Genomic DNA, 25,834 nt, shown 5'->3' with positions numbered 1-25,834 from the left:
GGGCCGGGACGGCCACGCGCGCAGGTGAGCCGCCGAAGTCCCGAAGCAGGCAGCCGAGCTGCTGAAGCTGAAGCTGATCATGGAGGAGCAGGACGTGGAGTTCGACGTCACCATCGAGATCCCCAAGGGTTCGCGGAACAAGTACGAGGTGGACCACGAGACCGGCCGGATCCGTCTGGACCGTCGTCTCTTCACCTCGACCAGCTACCCGGCCGACTACGGCTTCGTCGAGAACACCCTCGGCGAGGACGGCGACCCGCTGGACGCGCTGGTCATCCTTGACGAGCCGACCTTCCCGGGCTGCCTGATCAAGTGCCGCGCGATCGGCATGTTCAACATGACGGACGAGGCGGGCGGCGACGCCAAGCTGCTGTGCGTGCCGGCCTCCGACCCGCGTGTGGAGCACCTGCGCGACATCCACCACGTGTCCGAGTTCGACCGCCTGGAGATCCAGCACTTCTTCGAGGTCTACAAGGACCTGGAGCCGGGCAAGTCGGTCGAGGGCGCGAACTGGGTCGGCCGCACCGAGGCCGAGGCCGAGATCGAGGCCTCGTTCAAGCGCCTCGAGGCCCAGGGCGGCCACCACTGAGCTCCGCTCGGTTAGGCGCGGCGGGATGTCCCGTCGGCCCCTGTGACACCGCGGGCGGTATCCCTTCGGGGGTGCCGCCCGTTGTCGTGCCCGGGTCCGCTGCACGGGGGCCGGCCCCGTGGCCGGATTGCGACGGGGCCGGATCTGCCTTCGCGACGGATCAAGGCGTTCCGCATACTGATACCGGCCGGGCCAGGGACTGGAGGACGTGTGGCGGAGGGCGAAGCATCCGGGGCAGAGGACCGGAAGCCGAAGTCGGACGAAGCGCGCAGCGCGTTCGCCGTGCCGCCCGGGGTCGGGGTGGAGCCCGAGGCGGCCGAGGAGGACCAGCCGACCTCGGAGTTCGCCGTCCCCGACGGGCTCGCCGCGCAGCCCGTGGACCCCGATGGCCCAGCGTCGGCCTTCGCCACCCCGCACACCTACAGCGCCGCGCACTCCCCGCCCGCGTACACGGGCGCCCCGGGGTTCCCCGTCACCCGGATGAAGGAGTCCCCCTGGCAGGACCGCATGCGTACGGTGCTGCGCATGCCGGTCGACGTCCGGCCGGTCCCCGAGCCCGCCCAGAAGCAGGCCGCCGAGACCGGCCCGGCGGTGGGGCGCGTGCTCGACCTGACGCTGCGCATCGGGGAGCTGCTGCTCGCGGGCGGCGAGGGCGCCGAGGACGTGGAGGCCGCGATGTTCGCGGTGGCCCGCAGCTACGGGATGGACCGCTGTGAGCCGACCGTCACCTTCACCATGCTGTCCATCACCTACCAGCCCTCGCTGGTGGACGACCCGATCTCGGCGAACCGCACCGTCCGGCGCCGGGGCACCGACTACAACCGGCTCGCGGCCGTCTTCCGCCTCGTCAACGACATCAGCGCGCCCGAGGTGGACATCTCGCTGGAGGACGCGTACCGCCGGCTCGCCGAGATCCGCCGCAACCGGCACCCGTACCCCGGCTGGATGCTCACCGCCGCCGCCGGTCTGCTCGCCGGCGCGGCCTCCACGCTGGTCGGCGGTGGCGTGCTGGTGTTCTTCGCAGCCGCACTAGGTGCGGTGCTCGGCGACCGGCTGGCCTGGTTCTGCGCCGGGCGCGGGCTGCCGGAGTTCTACCAGTTCGTGGTGGCGGCGATGCCGCCGGCCGCGATGGGCGTGGCCCTGAAGCTGACCGAGCTGGACGTGCGCTCCTCGGCCATCATCACCGGCGGACTGTTCGCCCTGCTGCCGGGGCGGGCCCTGGTCGCAGCCGTGCAGGACGGTCTGACCGGCTACTACATCACCGCCTCGGCCCGGCTGCTGGAGGTGATGTACCTGTTCATCGGCATCATCATGGGCGTGCTGGTGGTGCTCTACATCGGCCTCCAGTTCGGCTCCAATCCGCAGCCCGAGGACGTCCTGCAGATCGCCCAGCGGCCGGTGCTCCAGATCGCCGCCTCGATGGTGCTGGTGTTCACGTTCGCGATCCTGCTTCAGCAGGAACGTTCCACCGTGCTCTTCGTGACCCTGAACGGCGGAGTCGCCTGGGTGATCTACGGGGCCCTGCACTACGCGGCCAAGGTGCCGCCGGTGCCGTCCACCGCGATCGCCGCCGGGCTGGTCGGCCTCTTCGGACAGCTCCTCGCCCGGCACCGCGTCTCCTCGGCGCTGCCCTTCGTCACGGCCGCCATCGGCCCGCTGCTGCCCGGCTCGGCCACGTACTACGGGCTGCTGCTGATCGCCGAGAACCGGCTGAACGAGGGGCTGGCCTCGCTGACCAACGCAGCGGCCATCGCGCTGGCCATCGCGATCGGCGTCAACCTCGGCTCGGAGATGTCCCGCCTGTTCATGCGCATCCCCGGCGCGACCAGCGCCGCCAAGCGCGGGGCGGCCAAGCGCACCCGCGGGTTCTAGAGCCGCCCCGATGCCGCCGCCGCGGGCCCGGACGCGCCGATGCCCCGCGGACCGGGGATCCGGTCGCGCGGGGCATCGCAGGGAGCTTCGTACGGGGCTTCGGGCAGCCGCTACCGCTTCGCGTGGCGGCCGCTGCGCTGGCTCGTGCCCTGCGGGTCCTCGCCGGCGCCGGGCTGCGTGCCGCCGGCCTGCGCCGCCGCCTTCTTCTGCTTGCGGGACTTCAGGACCTCGAAGATCACCGGGATGACCGAGATCAGGACGATGCCGATGAAGATCGGCTCGACGTTGTTCTTGATGATCTCGAACTGGCCGAGCTGGTAGCCCAGGATCGTCACGCCCGCGCCCCACAGGACGCCGCCGATGATGTTGAAGGTCAGGAAGGTGCGGTACTTCATCGCGGTCGCGCCCGCGACCATCGGCGCGAAGGTGCGGATGATCGGCACGAAGCGCGCGAGCACGATGGCCTTCGGGCCGTGCTTCTCCATGAACTCGTGCGCCGCGTCGAGGTTCTCGCGCTTGAAGAGCTTGGAGTTCGGCTTGTTGAAGATCTTCGGGCCGAAGACCTTGCCGATCATGTAGCCGACCTGGTCACCGATGATCGCGGCGATCACGATCAGGGTGCACACCAGCCACAGCGGCTGCGTCACGGTGCCGCTCGCGACGAACAGGCCCATCGTGAACAGCAGGGAGTCGCCGGGCAGGAAGGCGAAGAGACCGGATTCCGCGAAGACGATGATCAGGGTGCCGACCAGGCCGAATTCGCCGATCAAGTATTCCGGGGAGATCCACTCAGGACCGAGCGCAAGCGTGTTCACGGGTTCCGGGCTCTCCAGGATCAGGTGGGGGTGTCCGTCCAATTATGAACGCACACCACCCCCGCCCGGTTCCAGGGAACGGCGGCTAGACCTTGCGCAGGGCGTTGGCCAGGATCGCGTCCCGCACGAACACCGCGAGCCCGGGCCGCACGGCCTCGTAGTACGCCGTGAACCGCTCGTCCGCGACGTACATCTCACCGAGGCCGGTGTGGATCTCGTACGTGCAGAAGTAGTAGCTGCTGTTGATCCAGCCGCGGTGCTCCTCGGCCAGGTCCATGGCCTCCTCGGACTCCGCGGACGTCCCGGCGTCCAGCAGGGCGGCGAACCGGCGGTTGATGCCCTCGGCCACGGCCTGGATCCGCAGCCAGTCCTCCTTGGTGTACGAGGCGGTCCGGCGGGCGGACTCCCGGTAGGTGTCGCCCCAGCGGCGCTCCGCCTCCTCGGCGTGCTCCTCCGGGTCGAACTCCCCGAACACCTCGAACTTCTCCTCGGGGGTGAGGTTGATGCCCATCTTCTTCGCCTCCATGGCGTGCTCGACGGCCGCGGCCATCTGCTGGAGCCGGGCGATCCGGTCCGTGAGGAGCGCGTGCTGCCGGCGCAGGTGCTCCCCAGGGTCCGATTCCGGGTCGTCCAGCAGGACCGCGACCTCTTCGAGCGGAAAGCCGAGCTCCCGGTAGAACAGGACCCGCTGCAGCCGGTCGAGGTCGGCGTCGTCGTACCGCCGGTGTCCCGCCGCGCTGCGGCCGCTCGGGGAGAGCAGCCCGATCTCGTCGTAGTGGTGCAGCGTGCGCACCGTCACTCCGGCGAATCCCGCGACCTGGCCCACGGACCAGCCCATCTTTCCGCTCCTCTTCTCGGGTACGCGTCCAGCCTGGTCCCTCACGTCGCGTGAGGTGCAAGCCCGGGGCCCCGGGCCCGGACGCCGGACCCGCCCGGTCCAACGCCCCGGACCGGAACCGAGGCCCGGAGCACTAGCGGCTCAGGTCCCTGAACCGCTTCACCGCCAGCGGGAAGAAGACCGCGATCAGGGCCACCGGCCAGGCCACCGCGAGCAGTTCCGCATGGGTGGCGGCCCACGAGTCGCCTGCGGCGCCCGGGTTGCCGAACAGGCCGCGTACCGCGGTGGCCGTCGCCGACATCGGGTTCCACTCCACGATCGTGCCCAGCCAGGACGGCATCGATTCGGGCGAGGCGATGGCGTTGGAGAGGAAGCTGACCGGCCAGACCAGGATCTGCACCGCCTGCACCAGCTCCGGCTTGCCCGCGACCATCGCCAGGTGGATCCCGATCCACAGCATCGCGAAGCGCAGCAGCAACAGCAGCCCCACCGCTCCCATGAAGGAGGCGAATCCCTCGTGCCAGCGCCAGCCGATCGCGTAGCCGACCGCGAGCATCACCGTCAGGCCGACCACCGACTGCAGCATGTCCGCGACGCTCCGGCCGACCAGCACCGCCCCGGAGTGCATGGGCATCGAGCGGAACCGGTCGATGACCCCCTTGCCGAGGTCCTGGGTGACCGCGAGCATCGTCCCCTCCAGGCCGAAGGCCATGGTCATGGTGAGCATGCCGGGGACGAGGTAGTCCGTGAAGTCTCCCTGAACCCCCGCTCCACCGCCGATCAGGTAGCCGAACATCAGCAGCATCATCACGGGGAAGACCAGCCCGACCACCACCTGCACGGGCTGGCGTCTCCAGTGCGCCAGTTCGCGGCGGGTCATCGTCCACGAGTCGGCGAGCGCCCAGCTCAGCTTCGAGCCGGTGCCGTTCGCCGTGTCCACGGGGAGCGTCGTGTCCACGGGGTGCGTCACGCTCATGCGGCGTCCTCCTTCGTCAGGTGCATGAAGACTTCGTCGAGGGTGGGCCGGCGCACCGCGATGTCCTCGGCCTCGATCCCGGCCGCCTCCAGCGCCCGTACGGTCGCGGTCAGGGCGGTCATCCGGTTGCTCACCGCGGCACTGACCATCCGCCGGTCCTCGTCCACCGTCACCTCGCCGGGCAGCAGGGAGGCCGCGCGCGTCAGCTGGGCCGCGTCGTGCAGGACCACGTCGATGCGGTCGCCGCCCGACCTGGTCTTCAGCTCGTCGGCCGTGCCTTCCGCGATGACCTTCCCGTGGTCGATCACCGCGATCCGGTCGGCCAGCTGGTCGGCCTCCTCGAGATACTGCGTGGTCAGCAGAACGGTCGTGCCGCGGCCGACCAGGGAGCGCACCGCGTTCCACACCTCGGTGCGGCCGCGGGGGTCGAGACCGGTCGTGGGCTCGTCCAGGAAGAGGACCTGCGGCCGGCAGATGAGGGAGGCCGCGAGGTCGAGCCGCCGCCGCATGCCACCGCTGTACTGCTTGACGGCCTTCGTTCCGGTGTCCTCGAGCCCGAACTGGTGCAGGAGCTCATCGGCACGGATCCCCGCCCGGCGGGCGCCGAGGTGGTGGAGGCGGCCGAACATCTCCAGGTTCTGGCGGCCGCCGAGCTCCTCGTCGACGGCGGCGTTCTGGCCGAGCAGTCCGATCCGCGAGCGCACCTCGCCGGCCCGGGTCCGCGCGTCGATGCCCGCCACCTCCACGCGTCCCTCGTCGGGGCGCAGCAGCGTGGACATGATGCGGACGGCCGTGGTCTTGCCGGCGCCGTTCGGGCCGAGGATCGCCTGGACGGTTCCGGCCCGGACGGTGAGGTCGAGGCCGTCGAGAGCCTGCTTGTCCCGGTACCTCTTCCGCAGTCCTTCGACGACGATCGCCGGATCGTGGTCAGACAAAACGCTCTCCTCGCTTCACTGATCAAACTTGACTAGAGCGCCCAAAGGTAGACCCCACGCGCTGGTTAGTCAAACTTGATTAGAGATAGGGTAGTCAAAATAAACTAGGAGGGAGAAACCCGTGTCAGCGATCCGGCTGCTGGTCCTGGGCGCGGTCCGCATGCACGGACGGGCGCACGGCTACCAGGTACGCAACGACCTGGAATTCTGGGGTGCCCACGAGTGGTCCAACGCCAAGCCCGGTTCGATCTACCACGCGCTCAAGCAGATGGCGAAGCAGGGACTGCTCGTCGCGCACGAGGTCGCGCCGAGTGCGGTCGGCGGCCCGCCGCGCGTCGAGTACGAGATCACCGACCAGGGCACCGCGGAATACCTCACACTGCTGCGCCAGGCCCTGACCTCGTACGACCAGAAGATGGACATGCTCTCGGCAGCCATCGGATTCATCGTCGACCTGCCGCGGGCCGAGGCCGTCGCACTCCTCAAGGAGCGCATCAGCGGTCTCGAGCAGTGGCGGGCCGGGGTCACCGCGTACTACACCCCGGAGGAGGGGCCCGAACAGCTCGGGCACATCGGCGAGATCATGAACATGTGGGTGCACTCGGCCGACAGCGAGGCCGCGTGGACACACGGCCTGATCGGGCGGATCGAAGGCGGCGCGTACACCTTCGCGGGCGAGGGCGAACCCTTCGTGGGAGTCCTCGCGGACGATGAGCCGAACCCGTACGCGACGGGCCCGCATCCCGGGGACCTCCGCTAGCCGCGCACCCCGGCGGCGGCACCGGTGCCGGTGCCGCCGAGTACGCCCCCACGGGCCGCTGCTAGCCCATGGCGCGGGTGCCGTCGATGGTTTCGCGGATGATGTCCGCGTGGCCCGCGTGCCGGGCGAACTCCTCCACCAGGTGCAGGAGCACCCAGCGCATCGAGACCTTGGCGTCCTGCGGGAACCACGGGGCCGGGGGCAGCGGGAAGCTGTCGTCGAGGCTGGGGACCGAGGCGATGAACGCCTCCGTCTCCTGCCGGATCCCGTCCCAGTAGGCCAGTACCGAGGGCATGGTCTCGTCCCCGACCAGCCGGAAGCCGTCGGCCCAGTCGCCACCCGGGTACTCGGTCTCGCCCTGCGCCATCCGCAGCCAGCCCAGCTCGCAGTTGGCCGCGTGCTTGAGCAACCCGGACAGCGAGAGCTCGCTGGCGCTGGGCTTGCTCGCCGCCTGCTCCTCGGTCAGCCCCTGCGCGGCCTCGCGCAGCGCCGTGCGCTGGGCCTCGACGAAGGCGAGGAGCGTGCCGCGCTCGTCACCGGGGACCTCCATGGAAATCTGAGCCATGACCTGACCGCCTTCTGTGGGTCTCTCCTGCTGACAAGAACCACGGTACGAAGCCTTGCGGTCAGCTTCCGTCCGCAATCGCGGAAATCCGCGGAATCACTGGTTTTCCTGCCGGACCGGCGGCAGTTCCGCCTGCGGCTTGGGGAGCAGTGCCTTCTTCAGGTCCTGGTTTCCCTTCTCGTCGAGGCCGTACATCGCCTCGTAGATCTTGCGGACGGCCGGGCCCGAGGCTCCGGAGCCGGTGCCGCCCTGGGAGATGGTCATCACGATCGCGTAGTCCTCGGTGTAGGAGGCGAACCACGAGGTGGTCTGCTTGCCCTGGACCTCGGCCGTACCGGTCTTCGCGTGCATCGGGATCTGCTTCTGCGGCCAGCCGCCGAACCGCCAGGCCGCGCTGCCGGTGGTGGCCACGTCGGCGAGGGCGCCGTCGATGTCGTTGCGGAGCTTGGCGTTCATGGGGAGCTTGCCCTGCTCCTTGGGGGCGATCTCCTGGACGGAGCTGCCGTCGGCGCTGACCACGGCCTTGCCGATGCTGGGCTGGTGCAGGGTGCCGCCGTTGGCGATGGCGGCGTAGACCGAGGCCATCTGGATCGGGGTGACGAGGGTGTCGCCCTGGCCGATGGAGTAGTTGATCGCGTCGCCCTCGCGGAGCTGGTTGCCCTGGCGGCAGTTCTCGTAGGCGATCTTCTCGGCGTACGAGCCGTCCTTCTTGCCGTCGCGGCACCAGGCGGCCTTGTTCGCCTCGAAGAACTCCTTCTTCCACTGGCGGTCGGGGACCCGGCCCGGGACCTCGCTGGGCAGGTCGATGCCGGTGCGCTTGCCGAGGCCGAACTCGTGCGCGGTCCTGAAGAACCAGTCGCTGGGCTTGGCCTTGGGCTTGATGCCGCCGTCCTTCTTCCACTCCTTGTCGGCGATGGCGTAGTAGACGGTGTCGCAGGAGACTTCCAGGGCCTTGCCGATGGTGATGTCGCCGTAGCCCTGGGACTCGAAGTTGGTGAAGACCTGGCTGCCGACCGAGTACGAGCTCGGGCAGCCGTAGAGCTTGTTGAAGGGGTAGCCGGCGTTGACCGCGGCCGTCGAGGAGACCACCTTGAAGACCGAGCCGGGGGCCGCCTGGCCCTGGATGGCGCGGTTCAGCAGCGGGTAGTTCGACTCCTTGTCGGTGAGGGAGGCGTAGTCCTTCGCGGAGATGCCGCCGACCCAGGCGTTCGGGTCGTAGGTCGGGTTGGACGCCATCGCGACGACCCGGCCGGTCTTGGCCTCCATGACCACGACGGCGCCCGAGTCGGCCTCGTAGTGGCGGCCGGTGTTGTTCTTGTCGATGGTCCTGCGGGCCTCGATCATCGCGTTGTTCAGCTCGCGCTCGGCCACGGCCTGTACGCGCGAGTCGATGGAGGTCACGATGTTCGCGCCGGCCTGCGGCTTGTCGTGCGTGCCCTCGCCGATGATCCGGCCGAGGTTGTCCACCTCGTAGCGGGTGATGCCGGCCTTGCCGCGGAGCTCCTTGTCGTAGGTGCGCTCCAGGCCGCTGCGGCCCACCTGGTCGGAGCGCAGGTACGGGGAGTCGGAGCCCTTCGCCTTGGTGATCTCCTCGTCGGTCACCGGGGAGAGGTAGCCGAGCACCTGGGAGGTGTTGGCGCCGTCGGGGCCGGAGTAGCGGCGCAGGGCGGTGGGCTCGGCGGTGATGCCGGGGAACTGCTCGGCGTGCTCCCTTATCTCCAGGACCTGGTCGGTCGTCGCCTCGTCCGTGATGGGGATCGGCTGGTACGGAGAGCCGTTCCAGCAGGGCTTGGGCGTCTTGGCGTCGCACAGCCGGACGCCGTTGACCACGTCCTCGGGGTCGAGTCCGAGGACCCCTGCGAGGTGGGTCAGGACGCCCTTGCCGCGGTCCTTCATCTTGGTGAGCTCGGTGCGGCTGGCGGAGACCACCATGCGGGTCTCGTTGTCGGCGAGCGGGATCCCGCGGGCGTCGAGGATCGAGCCGCGCACGGCGGGCTGGACCACCTGCTGGGTGTTGTTGTTCTTCGCCTCGTCCGTGTACTCCTGGCCGTTGCGGATCTGGAGGTACCACAGACGCCCGCCGAGGGTCAGCAGCAGCGAGAACACCACGATCTGGATCATGACGAGCCGGTTCTGGACCCGGGGTGTGCGCCCGGTCTCCGGTATGTTGCTCAACTCGGCTCTCCCCCGGACTGGTCCTCGCCTGACCCGCCCGAGTCTAGATCCCCCGGTGCACTAGAACGGGAACTGCGTCCGGCCGTGCTGGACCGAGATCCATTTCTGGGTGGTGAAGGCCTCGACCGTGGCCTCGCCGTTGAGGCGGCCCATCCCGGAGGCCTTCTCGCCGCCGAAGGCCGCGAGCGGCTCGTCGCCGATGGTGGAGTCGTTGACGTGGATCATGCCGGTCTCGATGCGCCGGGCGAAGCGGACCCCGCGCTCCACGTCCCGCGTGTGCACGGCGCCGCTGAGCCCGTACGGGGTGGCGTTGGTGAGGCGGACCGCTTCGTCCTCGCCGTCGAAGACGACGAGGAGGGCGACCGGGCCGAAGATCTCCTGGCCGAGCAGCGGGGAGTCCTCGGGGAGCCCAGCGAGCACGGTCGGCTCGACCAGGTTGCCGCGCGTGGAGCCCCGTACGAGCGCCTGCGCGCCGGATTCCACAGCGCGGTCGACGAGCGCGGTGAGGGCGTCGGCCTGGAAGGAGTTGATCAGCGGGCCGATGTGGGTGTCGGCCTCGTGCGGGTCGCCCGTCTTCAGGGCGCGCACGCGGGCGGTGAACCGCTTGGTGAACTCCTCGGCGACCGAGGCGTCGACCAGGATCCGGTTGGCGGCCATGCAGACCTGGCCCTGGTAGACGAAGCGGCTGAAGACGGCGGCGTCCACCGCGTAGTCGAGGTCGGCGTCGTCGAGGACGACGAGCGCGCTGTTCCCGCTGAGCTCCAGCACGGTCCGCTTGAAGTGGCGGGCGGCGACCGCGCCGACGTGCCGGCCGACCCGGTCGGAGCCGGCGAAGGAGATGACCTTGGGGACGGGGTGGGTCAGGAGCGCGTCGCCTATCTCGGCGATGTCGGTGACGAGGACGTTGAGCAGTCCGGCCGGGAGCCCGGCCTCCTCGAAGATCTTGGCGATGACCCCGCCGCCGACGACGGGCGCGTTCTGGTTCGGCTTGACCACGACGGCGTTGCCGAGGGCCAGGGCCGGGGCGACCGACTTCAGGGTGACCAGGAAGGGGAAGTTGAAGGGGCTGATCACGGCGACCACCCCGACGGGCAGGCGCTGGACCCGGTTCTCCTTGCCCTCGACGGGCGAGGGCAGGATGCGGCCCTCGGGCCGGACGGCCAGCTGCATGGCCTCGCGGATGAACTCCTTGGCGAGGTGGACCTCGTACTCGGCCTTGGGACGGGTCCCGCCGAGCTCGTCGATCATCGCCTCGACGATCTCCTTCTCGCGCTCCTCGGTGATCCGCAGGGCGCGTTCCAGGACGGCTCGTCTGGTGTACGGGCTGGTGGCGGCCCATTCCTTCTGGGCCCGCTCGGCGGCCCGGTACGCCCGGTCGACCTGCTCGACGGTGGCCACGGTGATGGCCGCGAGCTTCTCCCCGTTGTACGGGTTGACGTCGATGATGTCCCACGACCCGGTTCCGGCCAGCCATTCGCCGTCGATGTACTGGTGAGCCAGGTCCTCGAATATGGACATGCCATCCCTTACGTCGAACGCGCTTCCTTGCGCTGCACCGGGGCCCCAGAGGTCGTCTGGGTCATCGTCATGCTCTGATCAGGCGTCATAGTACGTGCGAATCAAGACAGTTGAAGAAGACCGCGCAAGATGTCCCGGGTCTGCGAGGGGTCGGGGCAGTCGCTCTGGAGACGCTGCATCGCCCGCTCGTACTGACCCACTTCCTCGTCTTTGTCGAGGTAGAGGGCGCTGGTGAGCTGTTCCAGATAGACGACGTCCTGGAGGTCGGACTCGGGGAAGCGCAGCAGGGTGAACGCGCCGCTCTCGCCGGCGTGCCCGCCGAAGGAGAAGGGCATGACCTGCAGGTGCACGTTCGGCCGCTGCGAGATCTCGATGAGGTGGTCCAGCTGGCCGCGCATCACGTCCCGGTCGCCGTACGGGCGGCGCAGCGCGGCCTCGTCGAGGACGGCGTGGAAGACGGGGGCGTTCTCGGAGACCAGGACCTTCTGGCGCTCCAGGCGCAGCGCGACCCGGCGGTCGATCTCGGCGCGGCCGGCGCCGGGCATGCCGCGGCTGACCACGGCCTGGGCGTAGGCCTCGGTCTGCAACAGGCCGTGCACGAACTGCACTTCGTAGATCCGGATGAGGGAGGCGGCGCCTTCCAGGCCGACGTACGTCTGGAACCAGCCCGGCAGGACATCGCCGTAGCTGTGCCACCAGCCGGCCACGTTGGCCTCGCGGACCAGCCCCAGGAGGGACTCCCGCTCGGTGCCGTCCGTGACCCCGTAGAGCGTGAGGAGGTCCTCGACGTCTCTGGCCTTGAAGCTCACCCTTCCCAACTCCAAGCGGCTGATCTTCGATTCGGATGCGCGGATCGAGTAACCGGCCGCCTCACGGGTGATGCCGCGGGATTCTCGGAGTCGCCTGAGCTGGGAGCCCAGGAGGATGCGGCGCACCACAGAACCACTGGCTTCTGCGGTCACGAGTCCTGCCCCTCCCCATGCGGTGGATGGATACGTACGGACACACGCGTGTGGCTGCGTCCGGCTGCGTCGCAGGGGCCCCCGTGCCCCTCAAGGCCCGCAGTCTGCCACCAAAACGCATCTGCCCGTACTCGTTCTGTAACGGATTTGGCCTGGCCGTAAAAGAAGTCCGTAAGTATGCGTAGGAAGAAATGAGCAAGAACCGTCACGGGACCGGACAGGTCCGGCGCGTGCACGTGCATCTGCCCTTGCATCCGGCTCCGGCATTCGGAACCATGGTCCCGCGCACCTGCGTGCCCCGCAGTTCTTTCGAATCCCGGGAGTGCCTCGCATGGGGACGAATGGATCGACCATGCTCGAGCCGTTACGGCAGGGGCTTCCCCCGGTCGACCCCACGGCTGTCTCCGGGTCCGCGTCCTGCGCCCTGCCCGCCCGCTTCGAAGCGGTGCGCGGCGCACGCACCTTCACGCGTTCCACCCTGGCCCAGTGGGGCCTCGACGACCGCTTCGACGACGTGGCACTGGTCGTCTCCGAACTCGTCACCAACGCGCTGCGCCACGCCCTCCCGGACGACTCCCGGCCGGCCGCGGGCGAGAGCGACCCGCCGGTGCGCCTGCACCTGATGCGGTGGAGCACCCGGCTGGTGTGCGCGGTGCGGGACCCCAGCGAGGACCGGCCCGGCGGGAACTTCGCGCCGGAGGCGACGGACCGCAACTGCGACCTGGAGTCGGGGCGCGGGCTCTTCCTCGTCGACTCCTACAGCGACAGCTGGGGCTGGCACCCGCTCGCGGGGCGGCTGACCGGCAAGGTGGTCTGGGCGCTGTTCACGCTCCAGGACTGAAGCAGCGCCGCACCACTGCTGGAACACCACATATGCGGCAAGCGGCCGGGATTGATCATGGCGATCAATCCCGGCCGCTGCACGTGCATGGCTGATCTTCGGCTGGTGTTCAGCCGATCAGATGGTCGAACTCGCCGTCCTTGACACCCAGCAGCAGCGCTTCTATCTCGGCCGGCGTGTACACGAGTGCCGGTCCGTCCGGAAACCGCGAGTTGCGCATGGCAACGTCGCCTCCGGGCAGTTTCGCGAACTCCACACAGGAACCTTGCGAGTTGCTGTGTCTGCTCTTCTGCCAGGTCACCCCGTCAAGCTCTGCAGCTGCCATCCCGTTGTACGCGTGGTCCACAGGAAGCCCCCGATAGTGCAGATGTCAACTGCACCGGATCATAGCTGTGTTCATGAACGCCTGCATGGGCAGATGCACGTGCACGAACGGAGCGCACGGCACCACTAAGGGTGACGAACGCCCCCGGACCCGGGGCGCGGCGGGACGCGCAGGGCCTCGGAGACCTCCTCCAGCGAGTCCAGCAGCTGCCGCGCCGCCCCGCGCAGCACGCCCTGGTCAGGGGTGTCCCCCTCGGCCAGGGCCCTGCGGACCCCCTCCCAGTCGGGCACCCGGCGCTCCCGTACCGCCTTCGCGCCCGCCTCCGTCGCCTCGCGCAGCGCCCGGGCCAGCTCGGCCGCGCCGGGGACGGGAGGCCGGGACCGGTCCGGGAAGTGCGCCTCCAGCAGCATCGCGTGACGGCCCATCGCGGCCAGCGCCCGGCCCGCCTCCTCGGCGGCCTCCCCGGAGATCCCGCGGTGGCGCACCGGCTCCCCGGCGGCCCGGTCCACCGCCTCCTGCCAGGCCACCCGGGCGTCGCGCACCGCCAGCAGGGCTTCGCGCACGTCCTCCCGCCGGGCCCCGGCCGGGTCGGCGTACTGCCCGAGCACGGCCGCCGCGTACCGGCCGCCGGCGGCCACCCAGTCGGCCAGCCTCGTCCGCAGCCGCGGGGTCTCCCAGGCCGGGTAGACGGCGTAGGAGACCATCGCGAGGATCCCGCCCACCAGGGTGAGGCTGACCCGGTCGGGCACGGTCTGGTCCCAGCGCAGGCCGCCCATGCCGAGCAGGAAGACGACGTACGCGGAGACGAACACCATCGAGACGGCGTACCCGGTGCGCATGAAGGTGTACATCAGGCCCGCGCTGATGACGGCGAGCAGCCCCGACACGTACATCCCGGGGTGGGCGAGCTGGACCACGGCCGTCGCGAGGGCGACCCCGACCAGGGTGCCGCCGAAGCGGGCGACGGCCCGGGTGTAGGTCTGCGTGAAATCGGGCCGCATGACCATGACGGAGGCCATCGGGGCCCAGTAGCCGTGGCCGAACGGCAGCACGTGCCCGATGCCGTACCCGGCGCACGCGACGGCGGTCACCCGTACGGCGTGCCGCAGGATCGGCGAACCGGGCCGCAGCTCGGCCCGTACGGCGGCCAGCACCATCGGCGCGAGCGCCGGCAGGGTGGGCCGCAGCATCGACTCCTCCGGATCGGCCGTGCGCCCGGAGCCCGGCGCGGCCGTGTCCAGTACGTCGTCCAGCAGGGCGGAGAGCCGGCGCGCGGCGCGCAGCGCGGCGCCCTGGAGCAGCTCGGCGGTGTCGGGTGCCTTGAGCACCGCGAGGGCCGGCCCGGGCGCCCGTACCGCCTCCCCGTGCCGGATCGCGGACGCGGCGGCGTCCAGCACCGACCCGGCCGCGGCGAGCAGTTCCCGGGCCCTGTCCCGCGCCGGGCCCTCGGCCGGGGCCCCGACCGCCGGATCCGCCAGCAGGGCCAGCACCGGCCGGATCCGCTCCGCGAGCCCCCGCGCGCCGTGCAGCTCGGCGGGACGGCGGCGGGCCTGGCGCACCGTCACGGTCGCGGCGTCCCGCGCCCGCATCAGCGGCTGCGGGTCGAAGGAGGCGACCGGGTCCTGGCGCAGGCGGCGCGCGTAGTCGGCCTCCGCGGCCAGGGCGTCGGCCAGGGCGTCGCGCTGGGCGCCCCACCGGCGGATGGGGAACAGGACGATCAGCAGCGCCTGGACCACCCCGCCGGCGGCGATCATCGCGGCGTGCCCGGCGGCCTGCGGCACGGAGGTGGGCAGGGTGACGGTGACCAGCATGATCGCGACGTTGCCGGAGGCGATGATCCCGGCGGTGGGGCCGGCCGCCCACATCAGGCCCGCCGCGAAGGACCAGACGGCGAGCAGCAGCATGAAGGCGAGGGTGTGCGAGGACCCGACGAGGTAGCCGATGAAGGTGGACACGGCCAGGGTCAGCCCGGCGGCGAGCGCGAGGACGGGGCGGGGGCGCCAGCTCTTCTGGAAGGTGGCCACGGCCGCCATGTAGGCGCCGAAGGCGGAGCTGGCGGCGGAACCGGGGCCGAGGAGGGCGAGGCTGACGCCGATGACGATCGCGAGGCCGGCGGCTGCGCGGAGCGCGAGGAGGGGTTGCAGCCGGGTCCGCTCGACCGTCAGTCCGGCCCGGGCGGTGTCCTTCAGCGCCCGGACCCAGCTCATGCCTTTGAGCGTAGCCCCGCCAGGCCCGGAACCCGGGAGCCCGACTCCGGAGACGCCCACGCGTCGGGGCCGCCCCCGGGAGCGTGCCGCTGCGCGGGGCGAAGTCCCCTACCCGCCCTTCGCCCGTTCCCCGGGGCTCCGCCCCGGACCCCGCGCCTCAAACGCCGGCGGGGCTGGATAGATCCAGCCCGCCCGGGCCCGGGCGGAGCCCGGGGAACGGTGGAAGGGCGGGTAGGGGACGGCCCCGCAGGGCAGCCGGGGCGCGGGCCACGGCTTTCAGGTGTTCTTCAGGCTTGGCGTGATCCATGGCGCCGGCGGCCCCGAGCACCGATGATCGGGTGCGCGGACCGGTCCCGGCGCCGCCCGGCAGGCTGCCGGCACTCGCCCCGGAAGGCGGACACACCCATGCTCAGGAACGGCCTGGAACCGTGGCACGTCGCCATCGTCGCGCTCGTCTGCCTGATGCTGTTCGGCTCGAAGAAGCTCCCCGAGATGGCCCGCGGACTCGGCAGGTCCGCCCGCATCCTGAAGGCCGAGGCCCGCGCCCTGCGCGAGGAGCCCCCCACCGAACGCTGACGGAGCTCCCGGGCTCAGCCCCGCAGGGAGCGCCGGCTCGCGTCCGCCATGTGCGCCCGGTCGGCCGCGGCCGTACCGTCCTCCCACCCCGCGAGGTCGGTCGCTCCGCGCAGCCGCGTCGTCGTGGTCCGGGGGAACATCTCCTCCGCCCGCGAGGTGACAGCCACGTCCCGGGCGACCAGCGCCGGGAGGTTGTCGGGGGCCTCGGCCACGGTGTCGGCCACCGTGTGCTCCGCCGTCTCGGCGAGCCGCTGGCCGAGCCGGCTCGCGTAGGCCAGCAGGAAGGACTGCCGGAAGGTCTTGGTCCGCTTGCGCCCGCCCGCCCGCTGCCCCGCCTCCGCGCGGGTCATCGCGGCGGTGCCCTGGACGAGCAGGGAGGTGTACAGCAGCTCCACCGCCTCCAGGTCGCTCTCGAAGCCGACGACGGTGGAGAACTCGTAGGCGCTGTTCCACACGGACCGGCACCGGTTCGCGCCCGCCACCGCGTCGAGCAGCACCGCCTTGGCCTCCTCGTACGGGGCCTCGACGCCGATCCGGCAGGCCCCGGGTATCTGCGTCGTGCCGGACTTCACCGCGAGCAGGGCCGCGTCCACGGTGTGCCGGGCCATGAGCTCCTGCGCCTTGGCGCTGAGCGCCTCCGCCTCCTCCGGGAAGGTGGTGGCCTCGGCCTTGGCGAGCAGGGCCCGGATCCGCCCGAGCATGCGGGGCTCGATGTGCGCGTGTTCGAGCAGGTCGCCCGCCGGGTCTCCCGGCACGGGCCCGACCGGCTCGATGGACGGCAGCCGGATCAGCAGCCGGAACACCTCCAGGACGGCCCCGGCCAGGCTGAAGCGGTCGGTGCGCTCCCGCTCGGCCAGCCGCTCCCCGTACCGGGTGTCGTCCCCCCACCACACCTCGGCGTCGGTCCACCGCTCGGGCAGCCGCGCGTAGCGCCGGGCCTCGGCGGCGATCAGGTCCCCGGCGATCCGCAGGTGCGCCTGCTCCAGGTCCCGGCGTACGAGCCGCAGCACGTCGGCCGGCCGCCATCCGCGCTCCCAGGCCTGGCGCACGTACTCCTCACCGCGCGCGAGCAGCGCCTGCCCGACCCCGTCCCAGCGGTCCCCCTCGGCGACGAGCACCGACGCCCCGGCGTCCAGCCCGGCGTCGTCCTGGTTGTACAGCGCGGCCTCGCAGGCCCGGTCGACTATGTCTCTCACCGCTCCAGCTTGGCACGCCCGAGCCCGACCGAATCCAGCCCGCCGGGCGTTTGAGGACCGGGGTCCGGGGCGGAGCCCCGGGGAACGGGCGAAGGGCGGGTAGGGGACGGCCGCCCGCAGGGCCCGCCCGGCTCCGCGCGGCCGCACCGGCACTGTCAGACCCCGGTGGGACACTCGCACCCATGACCGAGCAAACCCCCCGGTGGGCCCTCGCCGAGGACGGCGACGGCCGGTGGCACGCCACACCCCTGGACGGGCCCGTGGGCGAAGCCCGCGTCACGACCACCGACCCCGCGGACGCGATCCGCGCCGCCCCCGCCGCCACCCGCTGGGTCTGGCGTTCCACCCAGGCGGTCTACCCCCGGCTCCTCGCCGCCGGCATCCGCGTCGAGCGCTGCCACGACATCGAGGACGCCGAGCTGCTCCTGCTCGCCCATGAGGGCCGCCTCGGCGAACCGCGCTCGGCGGCCGCCGCCTGGGCCCGGCTGACGAACGCGCCCGTGCCGCCCGATCCCCCGCAGCGCGCCGCGGAGCCCGGCAGCCAGCACTCGCTCTTCGACCCCCAGCCCGCCCCCGTCCCGCTCGACGCCCTCGTCGCCGTCCACGCCGACCAGGCGAAACGGCTCGATGCCACCGCGCACCCCGAGCGGATGCGGCTGCTCGTGGCCTCCGAGTCGGCGGCCTTCCTCGTAGCGGCCGAGATGAACCGGGCGGGGCTGCCCTGGCGGGCCGACGTCCACCGGGCCCTGCTCACCGAGCTGCTCGGGGAGCGGTACGCGGGGCGGGGCCAGCCCCGCCGTCTCGCGGAGCTGGCCGACGAGGTCTCGGCGGCCTTCGGGCGGCGCGTACGGCCCGACCTGGCCGCCGACGTCATCAAGGCCTTCGCGGAGGCCGGGATCAAACTCAAGTCCACCCGCCGCTGGGAGATCCAGGACCTGGAGCACCCCGCCGTGGAGGCGCTGATCGCGTTCAAGAAGCTGTACCGGATCTACACCGCCCACGGCTGGTCCTGGCTCGCGGACTGGGTCCACGACGGCCGCTTCCGCCCCGAGTTCATCCCCGGCGGCACCCACACCGGCCGCTGGGTCACCAACGGCGGCGGGGCCCTGCAGATCCCCAAGGTGATCCGCCGGGCGGTCGTCGCCGACCCCGGCTGGCGGCTCGTGGTGGCCGACGCCGACCAGATGGAGCCCCGGGTGCTCGCCGCGATCTCCCGCGACCCCGCCTTCATGGAGGTCGCCGGCCGCCCCGAGGACCTGTACACCTCCATCTCCCGCCAGGGCTTCTCCGGCGACCGCGACATGGCGAAGATCGCCGTGCTCGGCGCGGTGTACGGCCAGACCTCCGGGGACGGCCTGAAGAACCTGGCCGCGCTGCGCCGCCGCTTCCCCCGGGCCGTGGCCTACGTGGACGACGCCGCGAAGGCGGGCGAGGAGGGGCGGCTCGTACGGACCTGGCTGGGCCGGACCTGCCCGCCGGCGGCCGATCCGGAGGAGGCCGAGGAGGCCCCCGACGGCTGGGTCCCGAGCTACGCCTCGACCGACGCCCGGGCGCGCGGCCGCTTCACCCGCAACTTCGTCGTGCAGGGCAGCGCCGCGGACTGGGCGCTGCTCCTGCTCGCCGCCCTGCGCCGGTCCCTCGCGCAGGCGGGGATGCGGGCCGAGCTGGTCTTCTTCCAGCACGACGAGGTCATCGTGCACTGCCCCGAGGAGGAGGCCCCGGCCGTGGCCGCCGCGATCCGCGAGGCGGGCGAGCTGGCCGGGCGCATCACCTTCGGGGAGACCCCGGTCCGCTTCCCGTTCACCACGGCGATCGTGGAGTGCTACGCGGACGCGAAGTAGGGGCCGGCCCTCCTGCCGCTCCCGCTATTGCCCGTACTCCGAGGCCCACTTCGGGCTCGTCGCGAGCTCCTTCAGCCGCTCCACGCCCAGCACCGGCTCCTTGCGGGTCACCGCCGACCCCTCGGTCTCGCCGTTGACCGCGGACAGGATCAGCCGGGTCCCGTTCGGCCGAAGCACCTCGGCGCTCCACCGGAGCATGCCGGGCACGTCCTTGTCCCCGTCCCCCTTCCTGGTCAGGACCTTCGCTCCGTCCGGCAGCGTCTCGGCATCCTTGAACTGGTCCGCCCAGACCCCCGGCTCCTCCGCGTTGTCCACCTGGATCTCGAGGCTGACCAGCGACTTGCCCTTGCCGTCGTCGAGCACCAGGTAGCCCAGATCGGCGTGGCTCTCGTCCCGGCTCACGATCGGGATCCCGTCCGTGCGCAGCAGCTCCTCCAGGATGGTCACCGCCTTCACCCCCTGACGGGGGGCCTGGCGTGCACCCTCCTGACCGGCGGCCGGCAGGTCGTTCAGGGCCGGGTGCCACAGCGGGGAGGTCACGAGCGCCTGGAGCTGCGCGAGCGAGAGGGGCGGCGTCGGGCGGGTGGGGGGCGAGTCCTTCTCGGTCGCCGCGTTCTCCTCCGAGGCGTCCACGATGAACCCCTGAGGGGTCACCACGATGGCACGCCAGGACTTGACGTTCGCCCGGTGGTCGGGGAACACGTAGCCCTTGTAGAGGAACAGCTGCGAACCGTCCGCGAGCTTCTCCGAGGTACAACTGTCGTGCTTCGTCGTGGCCTTGGAGGGGCACTTGAGCATGTCGGCGGCCATCTCGCCCTTCGGGTCGATCCGGTTGAGGGTAAAGCCGATGCGGCTCTTGCCCTCGCCGTCGTCGAAGACAGCGGTCACCGCCGGGCCGATCTCGTGGCCCGTCCCCCGCGCCTCGACATCGCTGAGCGTGCCCTGCGGCAGGAGCTGCTTGAGCACCCCGGTCAGCTGCTCGGCGGAGACGGCCCCGGTTCCGACCCGGTTGGTGTTCCGGCTGCTGCCCCGTACCAACGGCCCGAGCGCGGGCGGCTCCTGCGAGGACGCCACGTTCCCGCCGCCCCCGCCCCCGCCGGGTCCGAGCAGCCCGTTCACGTAGGCCCCGGCGGTACCGATCAGGGCCAGGGTGAGCGCCGAGCCGCCTGCCAGGGCGGCCCTGCGGCGGGCCACCATCCGCCGCCCGCGCCGCTCCCCGGCGTCCGCGAGGCCGCGGCCTTCGGCCGTGAAGCCGTCCCCCGTACGACGGAGGGCTTCACCGAGCTCATCTTCAAAGGGCATGCGGAATCAGACCTTCCGTCCATAGGGATCGCGGGATGAGAAGAATCGAAATGACGTGACACGCGCGAGGGCGAGGGGCTCAGCGGCCCGCGAACTCCGCCAGCGAGCCGCCCAGTTGCTCCCGCAGCCGGGTCAGCGCGCGCGAACTGCGGGTCCGTACGGCCGCCGAGCTGACGTTCATCGCGTCGGCGGTCTCCTCGACGCTGCGGTCCTCCCAGTACCGCAGCACCAGGACCGCCCGGTCCTTCGGCGCGAGGCGCCCCAGCGCCTCCAGGAGCGTCAGCCGGAGCACGGGATCGCCGCCGGCCGGAGCACCCGTGTCGGGGAATTCCCCGACCGGGCGTTCCCCCGCCGACCGGCGGCGCTGGTGCGTAAGGAAGGTGCGCACCAGGACGGTCTGCGCGTACGCCGCCGGATTGTCTATCCGGGAGACGCGCGCCCAGAGCAGGTACATCCGCCCGAGGGTCTCCTGTACGAGATCCTCCGCGAGGTGGGTGTCACCGCTCGTCAGCAGACAGGCCGACCGGTACAAGTGCCCCGATCTGCCCGTCGCGAACTCACGGAACCCATCTCTGCGTCCGTACCCCATCCGCTCCCCCTCGCGTCCGTCCCACACCAATGACGCGACGGGAGCCGGGAATGTTTCAGTCGATCTCAAACCGTTTCGGAAGCGAGGTCGTGGAAGTACATGTGGAACTCCTCGCGGACGAATCCCTCCGCCTCGTAGAGCCCCTGCGCGACCAGGTTGTCGTACGCCGTCTCCAGCTGCACGCCCGAGACCCCGGCCTCCCGCGCCCGCCGCAGCACCTCGCGCAGCAGCGCGCGGCCGGCGCCCGTACGACGGCCGGCGGGGGCCACGTACAGGTCGCCCAGCAGCCACACGGGCTTCATGGCCAGCGAGGAGAACATCGGGTAGACCTGCGTGAATCCGACCGTGCCCGCGCCGGGGACCTCTGCGAGCAGGACGAAGGAGTCCCCGCCCGCCAGCCGCTCCGCCAGGAAGGCGCGCGGGCGCTCCGGGTCCTCGACCTCCACCTCGTAGAACTCCAGGTAGCCGCGGAAGAGCTCGGCGGCGGTGTCCAGATCCGCCTCGCCCGCCTCGCGCAGGACCACCTTGTGCCCGCCTTCGGCGGCTTCCTCGATCCGGGCCCCGTCGTGCGTCGTCCGACCGTTCATATCGCTCTCCCTCGTGCCGTTCCTGTCGCGCACCCCAATTCTGCAACCGCGCCCGGGTGCCGGATCGCGGCGGAGCGACGAACCGCCCATACTGCGTGAAACGGCCTGGGCAGGAGACGGAATGCGGTGGAAGACCCGGGTGGAGGGCCTGCGTTCCGGTGCGGAGCTGCGCTTCCCCTTCCTCTCCGAGCTCACGAACCGGATGCTGTCCGCCAACCTCCTGGATTCCGGGACCCGCCTCGCGGCGCAGGCCTTCCTGGCGGCAGTGCCCCTCCTCTTCGCCTTCTCGGCCTTCGCCCCGCTGAGCGTGCGCGACCAGCTCCGCGATTCCCTGCGCGCCGTGTTCGGGCTCAGCGGAGCGCCCGACCAGGAGCTGCAACAGGTCCTGTACGGCGGCGCGGCCGGCGACGGCCTGCGGGAGACGACCGGCATCGTCGGGGTGCTGGTCACGCTGGTGTCGGCCACCAGCTTCAGCCGGGCGATGGCCCGGGTCTGCGAGCGTGCCTGGCTGCTGCCCAAGGCCGGGACCCGGATCGCGGCCTGGCGCTGGGTGGTCTGGCTCCTGGTGATGGTGCTGGTGCTCGTGCTGCAGGGCCCGATCCGCGAGGGCTTCGGCGCCGGCCTCCTCGTCGGTACGCCGCTCTTCTTCCTGGTGAGCACGGGCGTCTGGCTGTGGACGCAGCACCTCCTGCTCGCCAAGCGCGTCACCTGGTCGGCCCTGATGCCCGGCGCCCTGCTGGCGGGGGCCGCCACCAGCGTGCTCGGGCTGACGGCCCGCGTCTACATGCCGCCGGCGCTCGACCGGGCCGTGGGCGAGTACGGGTCCCTCGGCCTCGTGCTCGTCATGCTGTCGTGGCTGATCGTCGTGTGCGCCTCGGTCACCTTCGCGGTGACGATCGGCGCGGTCCTGGCGGAGGAGCCGCCCCTGAACAGGTACGTGAGAACGCCCAGGGGCGGGGAGTCCTCCCGTCCCGCGGCGGGGACGGGGACGGGGACGAGCACGCGGCAGAGCTGAGGACGCCGCCCGCGACCCCGGTCAGTCGCCCTCCGGCGCGGCGCCGGGGGCGCCAGGGGCTCCGGCGGCGCTCCGCTCGCGCGCCCACTCCCGGCCGTCGGCCAGTGCCTCTTCGAGCGGCACGAACAGGGCCTCCTCCCGGGCGGGGACGACGCCGCCCGGTCCCAGGTCCCGGTCGAGGCCCGTGGCCCGCAGGACGCCGGCCAGCTCCGGCCCCACACCCGCCAGGATGAGGCGGCAGCCGCTGCGGTCGAGCTCCCGGACGTAGCGGCGCAGCGTCTTGACGACGGTCGACGAGGGCACGTCCGGAGCGCCGCGCAGGACGAGGACGAGGACCGCGCCCGCCGCGCCGTCGGACCGGGGAAGCGAGGCCTCGATGCGGGGCAGCTCGGCGAAGAGGCTGACGCCGTCGTAGTACAGGACCGTGACCTCGCCCGGGGAGAGCCGCTCCGGCGGCTCCGCCACGTTCCAGCGGCCCGAGCCGTCCGGTACGAGGAGGATCAGGCGGGCGCGGCGCGCGGCCTGGGCGCAGTACAGCAGCAGGGAGAGCACCGCTCCGAGGACGATCGCCTGCTGGAGGGGGATCTGGGTGGTGGCGAGGAAGGTCAGGACCATCGCCGCGGCCGACAGCTTCGACGTGCGCAGGACGAGCATCACGTCCTGGCGCTTGCCCCATAGCAGTTCCCCGCCGACGACCAGGATCAGGCCGCCGATGACCGGCATGGGGATGCGTTCCGCGAGCGGGGCGCAGAGCAGCACCACCCCGGCCAGGAGGACGCCCGACAGCACCCCCGCCCAGCGGGTGCGCGCGCCGGCCGCGACGGCCACGCCCGTACGGGACAGCGAGCCGCCCGAGGGCAGTGCCTGGAACAGCCCGCCGGCCACGTTGGCCAGTCCCTGCGCGGCGAAGTCGCCGTTGACGGAGGCGCGGGACCCGTCCGGGTTGGGCACCGAGGAGCCGATGCTCGCGGCCTGCGCCAGGGCCACCAGCGCGACGGCGCAGGCGCCCGGGGCCAGGTGCGGTACGGCCGACAGGTCGGGGGCGGAGAAGGAGGGGAGGGAGGAGGGGATGCGGGCGATGTCGCGGACGAGTTCCACGTCCGTCCCCAGCAGCGCGACCCCGACCGAGGTGAGGACCATGGCGATCAGCAGGGCCACCGGCTGCAGCCGCCGTACGCGCCGGGACAGGGCCCAGAGGCAGATGGTGACGAGGGCTACGAGCGTGGCGGCGAGCTGCCAGTCGGCGAGGTGCGCCAGCCAGTCGCCCAGCTTGTAGAGGCGGTTGTCGCCCTGGGGGTCGTAGCCGGTCGCGTCGCCCAGCACGCCGGTGATGATCTGGAGGCCGATGCCGACCGAGAAGCCCGTCATCACGGCGTTGGAGACGAAGCTCATCAGCACGCCGAGCCGCAGGGCACCCATCAGGAGCATGACCGTTCCGGCCAGCAGGGCCAGGGTCGCGATGTTGCCCGGGTCCTGGGCGTCGAGTCCGGCCTGCTGGAGCACGCTCTGCGAGGTGAGGGCGATGGCGCTGGTCAGCGTGGTGACCATGAGGACGGTCCGGGCGGTGAGGGAACCCACGATCGCGGGCACCACACCGGCATAGAGGCCGGCGACCGGGTTGAACCCGGCGATGGCCGCGTACGCCATCCCTTCCGGGATCGAGAACAGACCGGTCACCAGACCGGCCCCCACGTCCCCGGGACGCGGCTTGCCCATGCGGGGCAGCAGTGATCGCCGTTCTACGCCGCCCAAGGCACACCTCACCCACCCCTGTCGGCCCCGGGCGGGCCGATCGCACCAGTAGACGCCCTGTCAGGACCTGGCGCATGTCGGGAGAACCGCTGGTCCGCGTACGAAACGGAAGGAGGCGTCACGTCCCCCGAACGGGTCAGCCCCGCTGGCGCGAACGGGTCCGCGCACATCGACTGGGATCCACCGCGATCGCCTGATCGGCGCGGACGAGGAGGCACGGTGTCGGACGACGGATCGGGCGCGCGGGACGGTGAGCGGCCGGAACTCCCGGGGAACCAGGACCTCCAGGAGCTCCGAGAACTCCGCAGCCGTGTCGCGACGCTCGAAGCGGAACGGACGGCGCAGACGCAGCAGCCGCCCCGGCACCGCGCGAAGTCCTTCCTGTCCGCCCTGCTGATCGTCCTCGGCTGCGTGCTCGCGCCCCTCGGCGTCGTCGCCTCCTGGGCGGCGGACGAGGTCGGCGACACCGACCGCTACGTGGCGACCGTCGCCCCGCTCGCTTCGGACCCGGCCGTCCAGGACGCCGTGGCCAACCGGGTCACCGACGCCCTCATGACCCGCATCGACCTGCCCGCGCTGCTGTCCGACGCGGCGCCGGAGGACCGGCCGCTCCTGGAGAAGGGGCTGGGCAAGCTGGGCGGCTCCCTCGAAGGGGCGGTGCGCAGCTTCGTCCACGACAAGGCGCAGGCGGTCGCCGGCTCGGACGCCTTCGCCACCATCTGGACCGAGGCCAACCGCAAGATCCACGCCTCCGTGGACAAGGCGCTCACGGGGAGCGGCGGCGGTGCGGTGCGCCTGGAGGACGACACGGTCACCCTCGACCTCGCTCCCGTCGTCGACCTGGTGAAACAGCGTCTCGTGGACGAGGGCATGCAGGCCGCCGGGCGGATCCCGGAGATCCACACCGACTTCACGCTCGTCCGCTCGGACGAGATCGGCAAGGTCAAGACGTACGTCCGGCTCCTCCAGCTGACCGGCAACTGGCTACCCGTCCTCGCCGCCCTCCTGGTGGCCGGCGGCGTCCTGCTCGCGCCGCGGCGGCGCCGGGCCCTGGTCGCGGGGGCCCTGGGCGTGGCCGTCGCCACCGCGCTGCTCGGCATCGGGCTCCGCGTCTTCCGCGCGGTCTACCTCGACGCGCTGCCCGCCGGGGTCTCCCCGGAAGCCGCCGGAGCCGTCTACGACACCCTGACCCACCTGCTCCACACCGTGATCAGGATGGTCGTCGCCCTGGGCCTGGTCCTCGCCCTGTCCGCCTGGCTCACCGGCCCCGGCCGCCGCGCCGGCCTCGTCAGGAGCGTGTGGACCTCGGGCATCGGCGCGGCCCGGGCCACGGCCGACCGCGCCGGCCTGCGCACGGGCCCGGTGGGGCCGTTCGTCCGCCGCCACCGCTCCTGGATCGTCTGGGCCCTGACCGCGGCGGCGCTCGCCACCTACGTCCTCTGGTCCTACCCCACCGGCTGGGTGGTCGTCGGCCTGGCCCTGGCCCTGCTCCTCGCCCTCGCGGTGGTGGAGTTCCTGGGCGCTGAATCCTCCGAGGCGACGCCGCTGCCGCCACCGGAGAAGGCCGCCCCCGCCGCCTGACGGGCCCTCGCGCCGAT

Annotated in this window: 21 protein-coding genes and 2 pseudogenes; 8 read left to right on the top strand and 15 right to left on the bottom strand. The window is 71.8% G+C overall.

Annotation, left to right across the window (positions count from 1 at the left end; all coding sequences use genetic code 11):
• Window positions 1–94: 94 nt before the first annotated feature.
• Window positions 95–589 carry an inorganic diphosphatase gene (locus NLX94_RS26555; protein WP_030756147.1) on the top strand — a complete coding sequence of 165 codons (495 nt, stop codon included), beginning with the start codon at window positions 95–97 and terminating at the stop codon, window positions 587–589.
• Between the two features lie 210 nt (window positions 590–799).
• Entirely contained in the window at window positions 800–2,461 is a 1,662-nt protein-coding gene (locus NLX94_RS26550; RefSeq protein WP_254385617.1) for a threonine/serine exporter ThrE family protein, read from the top strand.
• Window positions 2,462–2,625: 164 nt separating this feature from the next.
• Here the strand turns inward: NLX94_RS26550 and NLX94_RS26545 are convergent.
• The 4 genes and pseudogenes from NLX94_RS26545 to NLX94_RS26530 form a co-directional block, all read right to left on the bottom strand.
• Window positions 2,626–3,276: pseudogene (locus NLX94_RS26545) on the bottom strand (DedA family protein); the annotation flags it as partial.
• Between the two features lie 85 nt (window positions 3,277–3,361).
• Window positions 3,362–4,114, bottom strand: coding sequence for a MerR family transcriptional regulator (locus NLX94_RS26540; protein WP_254385616.1), 753 nt, complete (start codon window positions 4,112–4,114; stop codon window positions 3,362–3,364).
• Window positions 4,115–4,247: 133 nt separating this feature from the next.
• Window positions 4,248–4,994, bottom strand: a complete 747-nt coding sequence (locus tag NLX94_RS26535) for an ABC transporter permease (protein WP_374684029.1) — start codon at window positions 4,992–4,994, stop codon at window positions 4,248–4,250.
• 92 nt (window positions 4,995–5,086) lie between these two features.
• Entirely contained in the window at window positions 5,087–6,025 is a 939-nt protein-coding gene (locus tag NLX94_RS26530) for an ATP-binding cassette domain-containing protein (RefSeq protein WP_254385614.1), read from the bottom strand.
• 121 nt (window positions 6,026–6,146) lie between these two features.
• On the opposite strand from NLX94_RS26530, the gene NLX94_RS26525 reads away from it, so the two are divergent.
• Window positions 6,147–6,785: a PadR family transcriptional regulator gene (locus NLX94_RS26525; protein WP_254385613.1), complete on the top strand. Its 639-nt coding sequence runs from the start codon at window positions 6,147–6,149 to the stop codon at window positions 6,783–6,785.
• A gap of 61 nt (window positions 6,786–6,846) precedes the next feature.
• Here the strand turns inward: NLX94_RS26525 and NLX94_RS26520 are convergent, their stop codons facing one another.
• From NLX94_RS26520 to NLX94_RS26505, 4 genes and pseudogenes are all read right to left on the bottom strand, one after another.
• The gene (locus NLX94_RS26520; protein ID WP_254385612.1) at window positions 6,847–7,350 is read right to left on the bottom strand and encodes a DinB family protein; all 504 of its coding nucleotides are present in this window, start codon (window positions 7,348–7,350) and stop codon (window positions 6,847–6,849) included.
• Window positions 7,351–7,455: 105 nt separating this feature from the next.
• A pseudogene (gene mrdA / locus NLX94_RS26515) lies at window positions 7,456–9,525 on the bottom strand (penicillin-binding protein 2); the annotation flags it as partial.
• A gap of 60 nt (window positions 9,526–9,585) precedes the next feature.
• Window positions 9,586–11,043, bottom strand: a complete 1,458-nt coding sequence (locus NLX94_RS26510; RefSeq protein WP_254385610.1) for an aldehyde dehydrogenase family protein — start codon at window positions 11,041–11,043, stop codon at window positions 9,586–9,588.
• Window positions 11,044–11,144: 101 nt separating this feature from the next.
• On the bottom strand, window positions 11,145–12,005 hold the full coding sequence (locus NLX94_RS26505; RefSeq protein ID WP_374684026.1) for a helix-turn-helix domain-containing protein: 861 nt from the start codon (window positions 12,003–12,005) through the stop codon (window positions 11,145–11,147).
• 352 nt (window positions 12,006–12,357) lie between these two features.
• Between NLX94_RS26505 and NLX94_RS26500 the strand changes: the two genes are divergently transcribed.
• On the top strand, window positions 12,358–12,846 hold the full coding sequence (locus NLX94_RS26500; RefSeq protein WP_374684025.1) for an ATP-binding protein: 489 nt from the start codon (window positions 12,358–12,360) through the stop codon (window positions 12,844–12,846).
• A 109-nt stretch (window positions 12,847–12,955) separates the two neighbouring features.
• On the opposite strand, the gene NLX94_RS26495 is transcribed toward NLX94_RS26500, so the two are convergent.
• The gene (locus NLX94_RS26495) at window positions 12,956–13,192 is read right to left on the bottom strand and encodes a DUF397 domain-containing protein (RefSeq protein ID WP_215011402.1); all 237 of its coding nucleotides are present in this window, start codon (window positions 13,190–13,192) and stop codon (window positions 12,956–12,958) included.
• Between the two features lie 104 nt (window positions 13,193–13,296).
• Window positions 13,297–15,378 (bottom strand): FUSC family protein, encoded by a 2,082-nt coding sequence (locus NLX94_RS26490; RefSeq protein ID WP_254385608.1) that lies wholly within the window; start codon window positions 15,376–15,378, stop codon window positions 13,297–13,299.
• Between the two features lie 405 nt (window positions 15,379–15,783).
• Here NLX94_RS26490 and tatA point away from each other — a divergent pair, with 405 nt between their 5' ends.
• A complete protein-coding gene (gene tatA / locus NLX94_RS26485) occupies window positions 15,784–15,954 on the top strand; it encodes a Sec-independent protein translocase subunit TatA (protein WP_254385607.1) in 171 nt (56 codons plus the stop codon).
• A gap of 14 nt (window positions 15,955–15,968) precedes the next feature.
• Here tatA and NLX94_RS26480 read toward each other — a convergent pair whose 3' ends face one another.
• On the bottom strand, window positions 15,969–17,150 hold the full coding sequence (locus NLX94_RS26480) for a DUF2786 domain-containing protein (RefSeq protein WP_254385606.1): 1,182 nt from the start codon (window positions 17,148–17,150) through the stop codon (window positions 15,969–15,971).
• Between the two features lie 182 nt (window positions 17,151–17,332).
• Between NLX94_RS26480 and NLX94_RS26475 the strand changes: the two genes are divergently transcribed.
• Window positions 17,333–18,991 (top strand): bifunctional 3'-5' exonuclease/DNA polymerase, encoded by a 1,659-nt coding sequence (locus NLX94_RS26475; protein ID WP_254385605.1) that lies wholly within the window; start codon window positions 17,333–17,335, stop codon window positions 18,989–18,991.
• A 24-nt stretch (window positions 18,992–19,015) separates the two neighbouring features.
• Here the strand turns inward: NLX94_RS26475 and NLX94_RS26470 are convergent, their stop codons facing one another.
• The 3 genes from NLX94_RS26470 to NLX94_RS26460 form a co-directional block, all read right to left on the bottom strand.
• Window positions 19,016–20,293, bottom strand: coding sequence for a hypothetical protein (locus NLX94_RS26470; protein WP_254385604.1), 1,278 nt, complete (start codon window positions 20,291–20,293; stop codon window positions 19,016–19,018).
• 79 nt (window positions 20,294–20,372) lie between these two features.
• Entirely contained in the window at window positions 20,373–20,882 is a 510-nt protein-coding gene (locus tag NLX94_RS26465; RefSeq protein WP_254385603.1) for a SigE family RNA polymerase sigma factor, read from the bottom strand.
• Between the two features lie 65 nt (window positions 20,883–20,947).
• Complete coding sequence (locus tag NLX94_RS26460; protein WP_254385602.1) at window positions 20,948–21,469, bottom strand: GNAT family N-acetyltransferase; 522 nt, start codon at window positions 21,467–21,469, stop codon at window positions 20,948–20,950.
• Between the two features lie 121 nt (window positions 21,470–21,590).
• Between NLX94_RS26460 and NLX94_RS26455 the strand changes: the two genes are divergently transcribed.
• Complete coding sequence (locus NLX94_RS26455) at window positions 21,591–22,484, top strand: YhjD/YihY/BrkB family envelope integrity protein (protein ID WP_254385601.1); 894 nt, start codon at window positions 21,591–21,593, stop codon at window positions 22,482–22,484.
• A gap of 21 nt (window positions 22,485–22,505) precedes the next feature.
• On the opposite strand, the gene NLX94_RS26450 is transcribed toward NLX94_RS26455, so the two are convergent.
• A complete protein-coding gene (locus NLX94_RS26450) occupies window positions 22,506–24,200 on the bottom strand; it encodes a SulP family inorganic anion transporter (protein WP_254385600.1) in 1,695 nt (564 codons plus the stop codon).
• 255 nt (window positions 24,201–24,455) lie between these two features.
• Here NLX94_RS26450 and NLX94_RS26445 point away from each other — a divergent pair, with 255 nt between their 5' ends.
• A complete protein-coding gene (locus NLX94_RS26445; RefSeq protein WP_254385599.1) occupies window positions 24,456–25,817 on the top strand; it encodes a DUF998 domain-containing protein in 1,362 nt (453 codons plus the stop codon).
• The last annotated feature ends 17 nt before the right edge of the window (window positions 25,818–25,834 follow it).

The sequence above is a fragment of the Streptomyces sp. TBY4 genome (genome assembly GCF_024213195.1).
Classification (GTDB): Bacteria; Actinomycetota; Actinomycetes; order Streptomycetales; family Streptomycetaceae; genus Streptomyces.
This window is presented reverse-complemented; position numbering and strand designations above follow the sequence as displayed.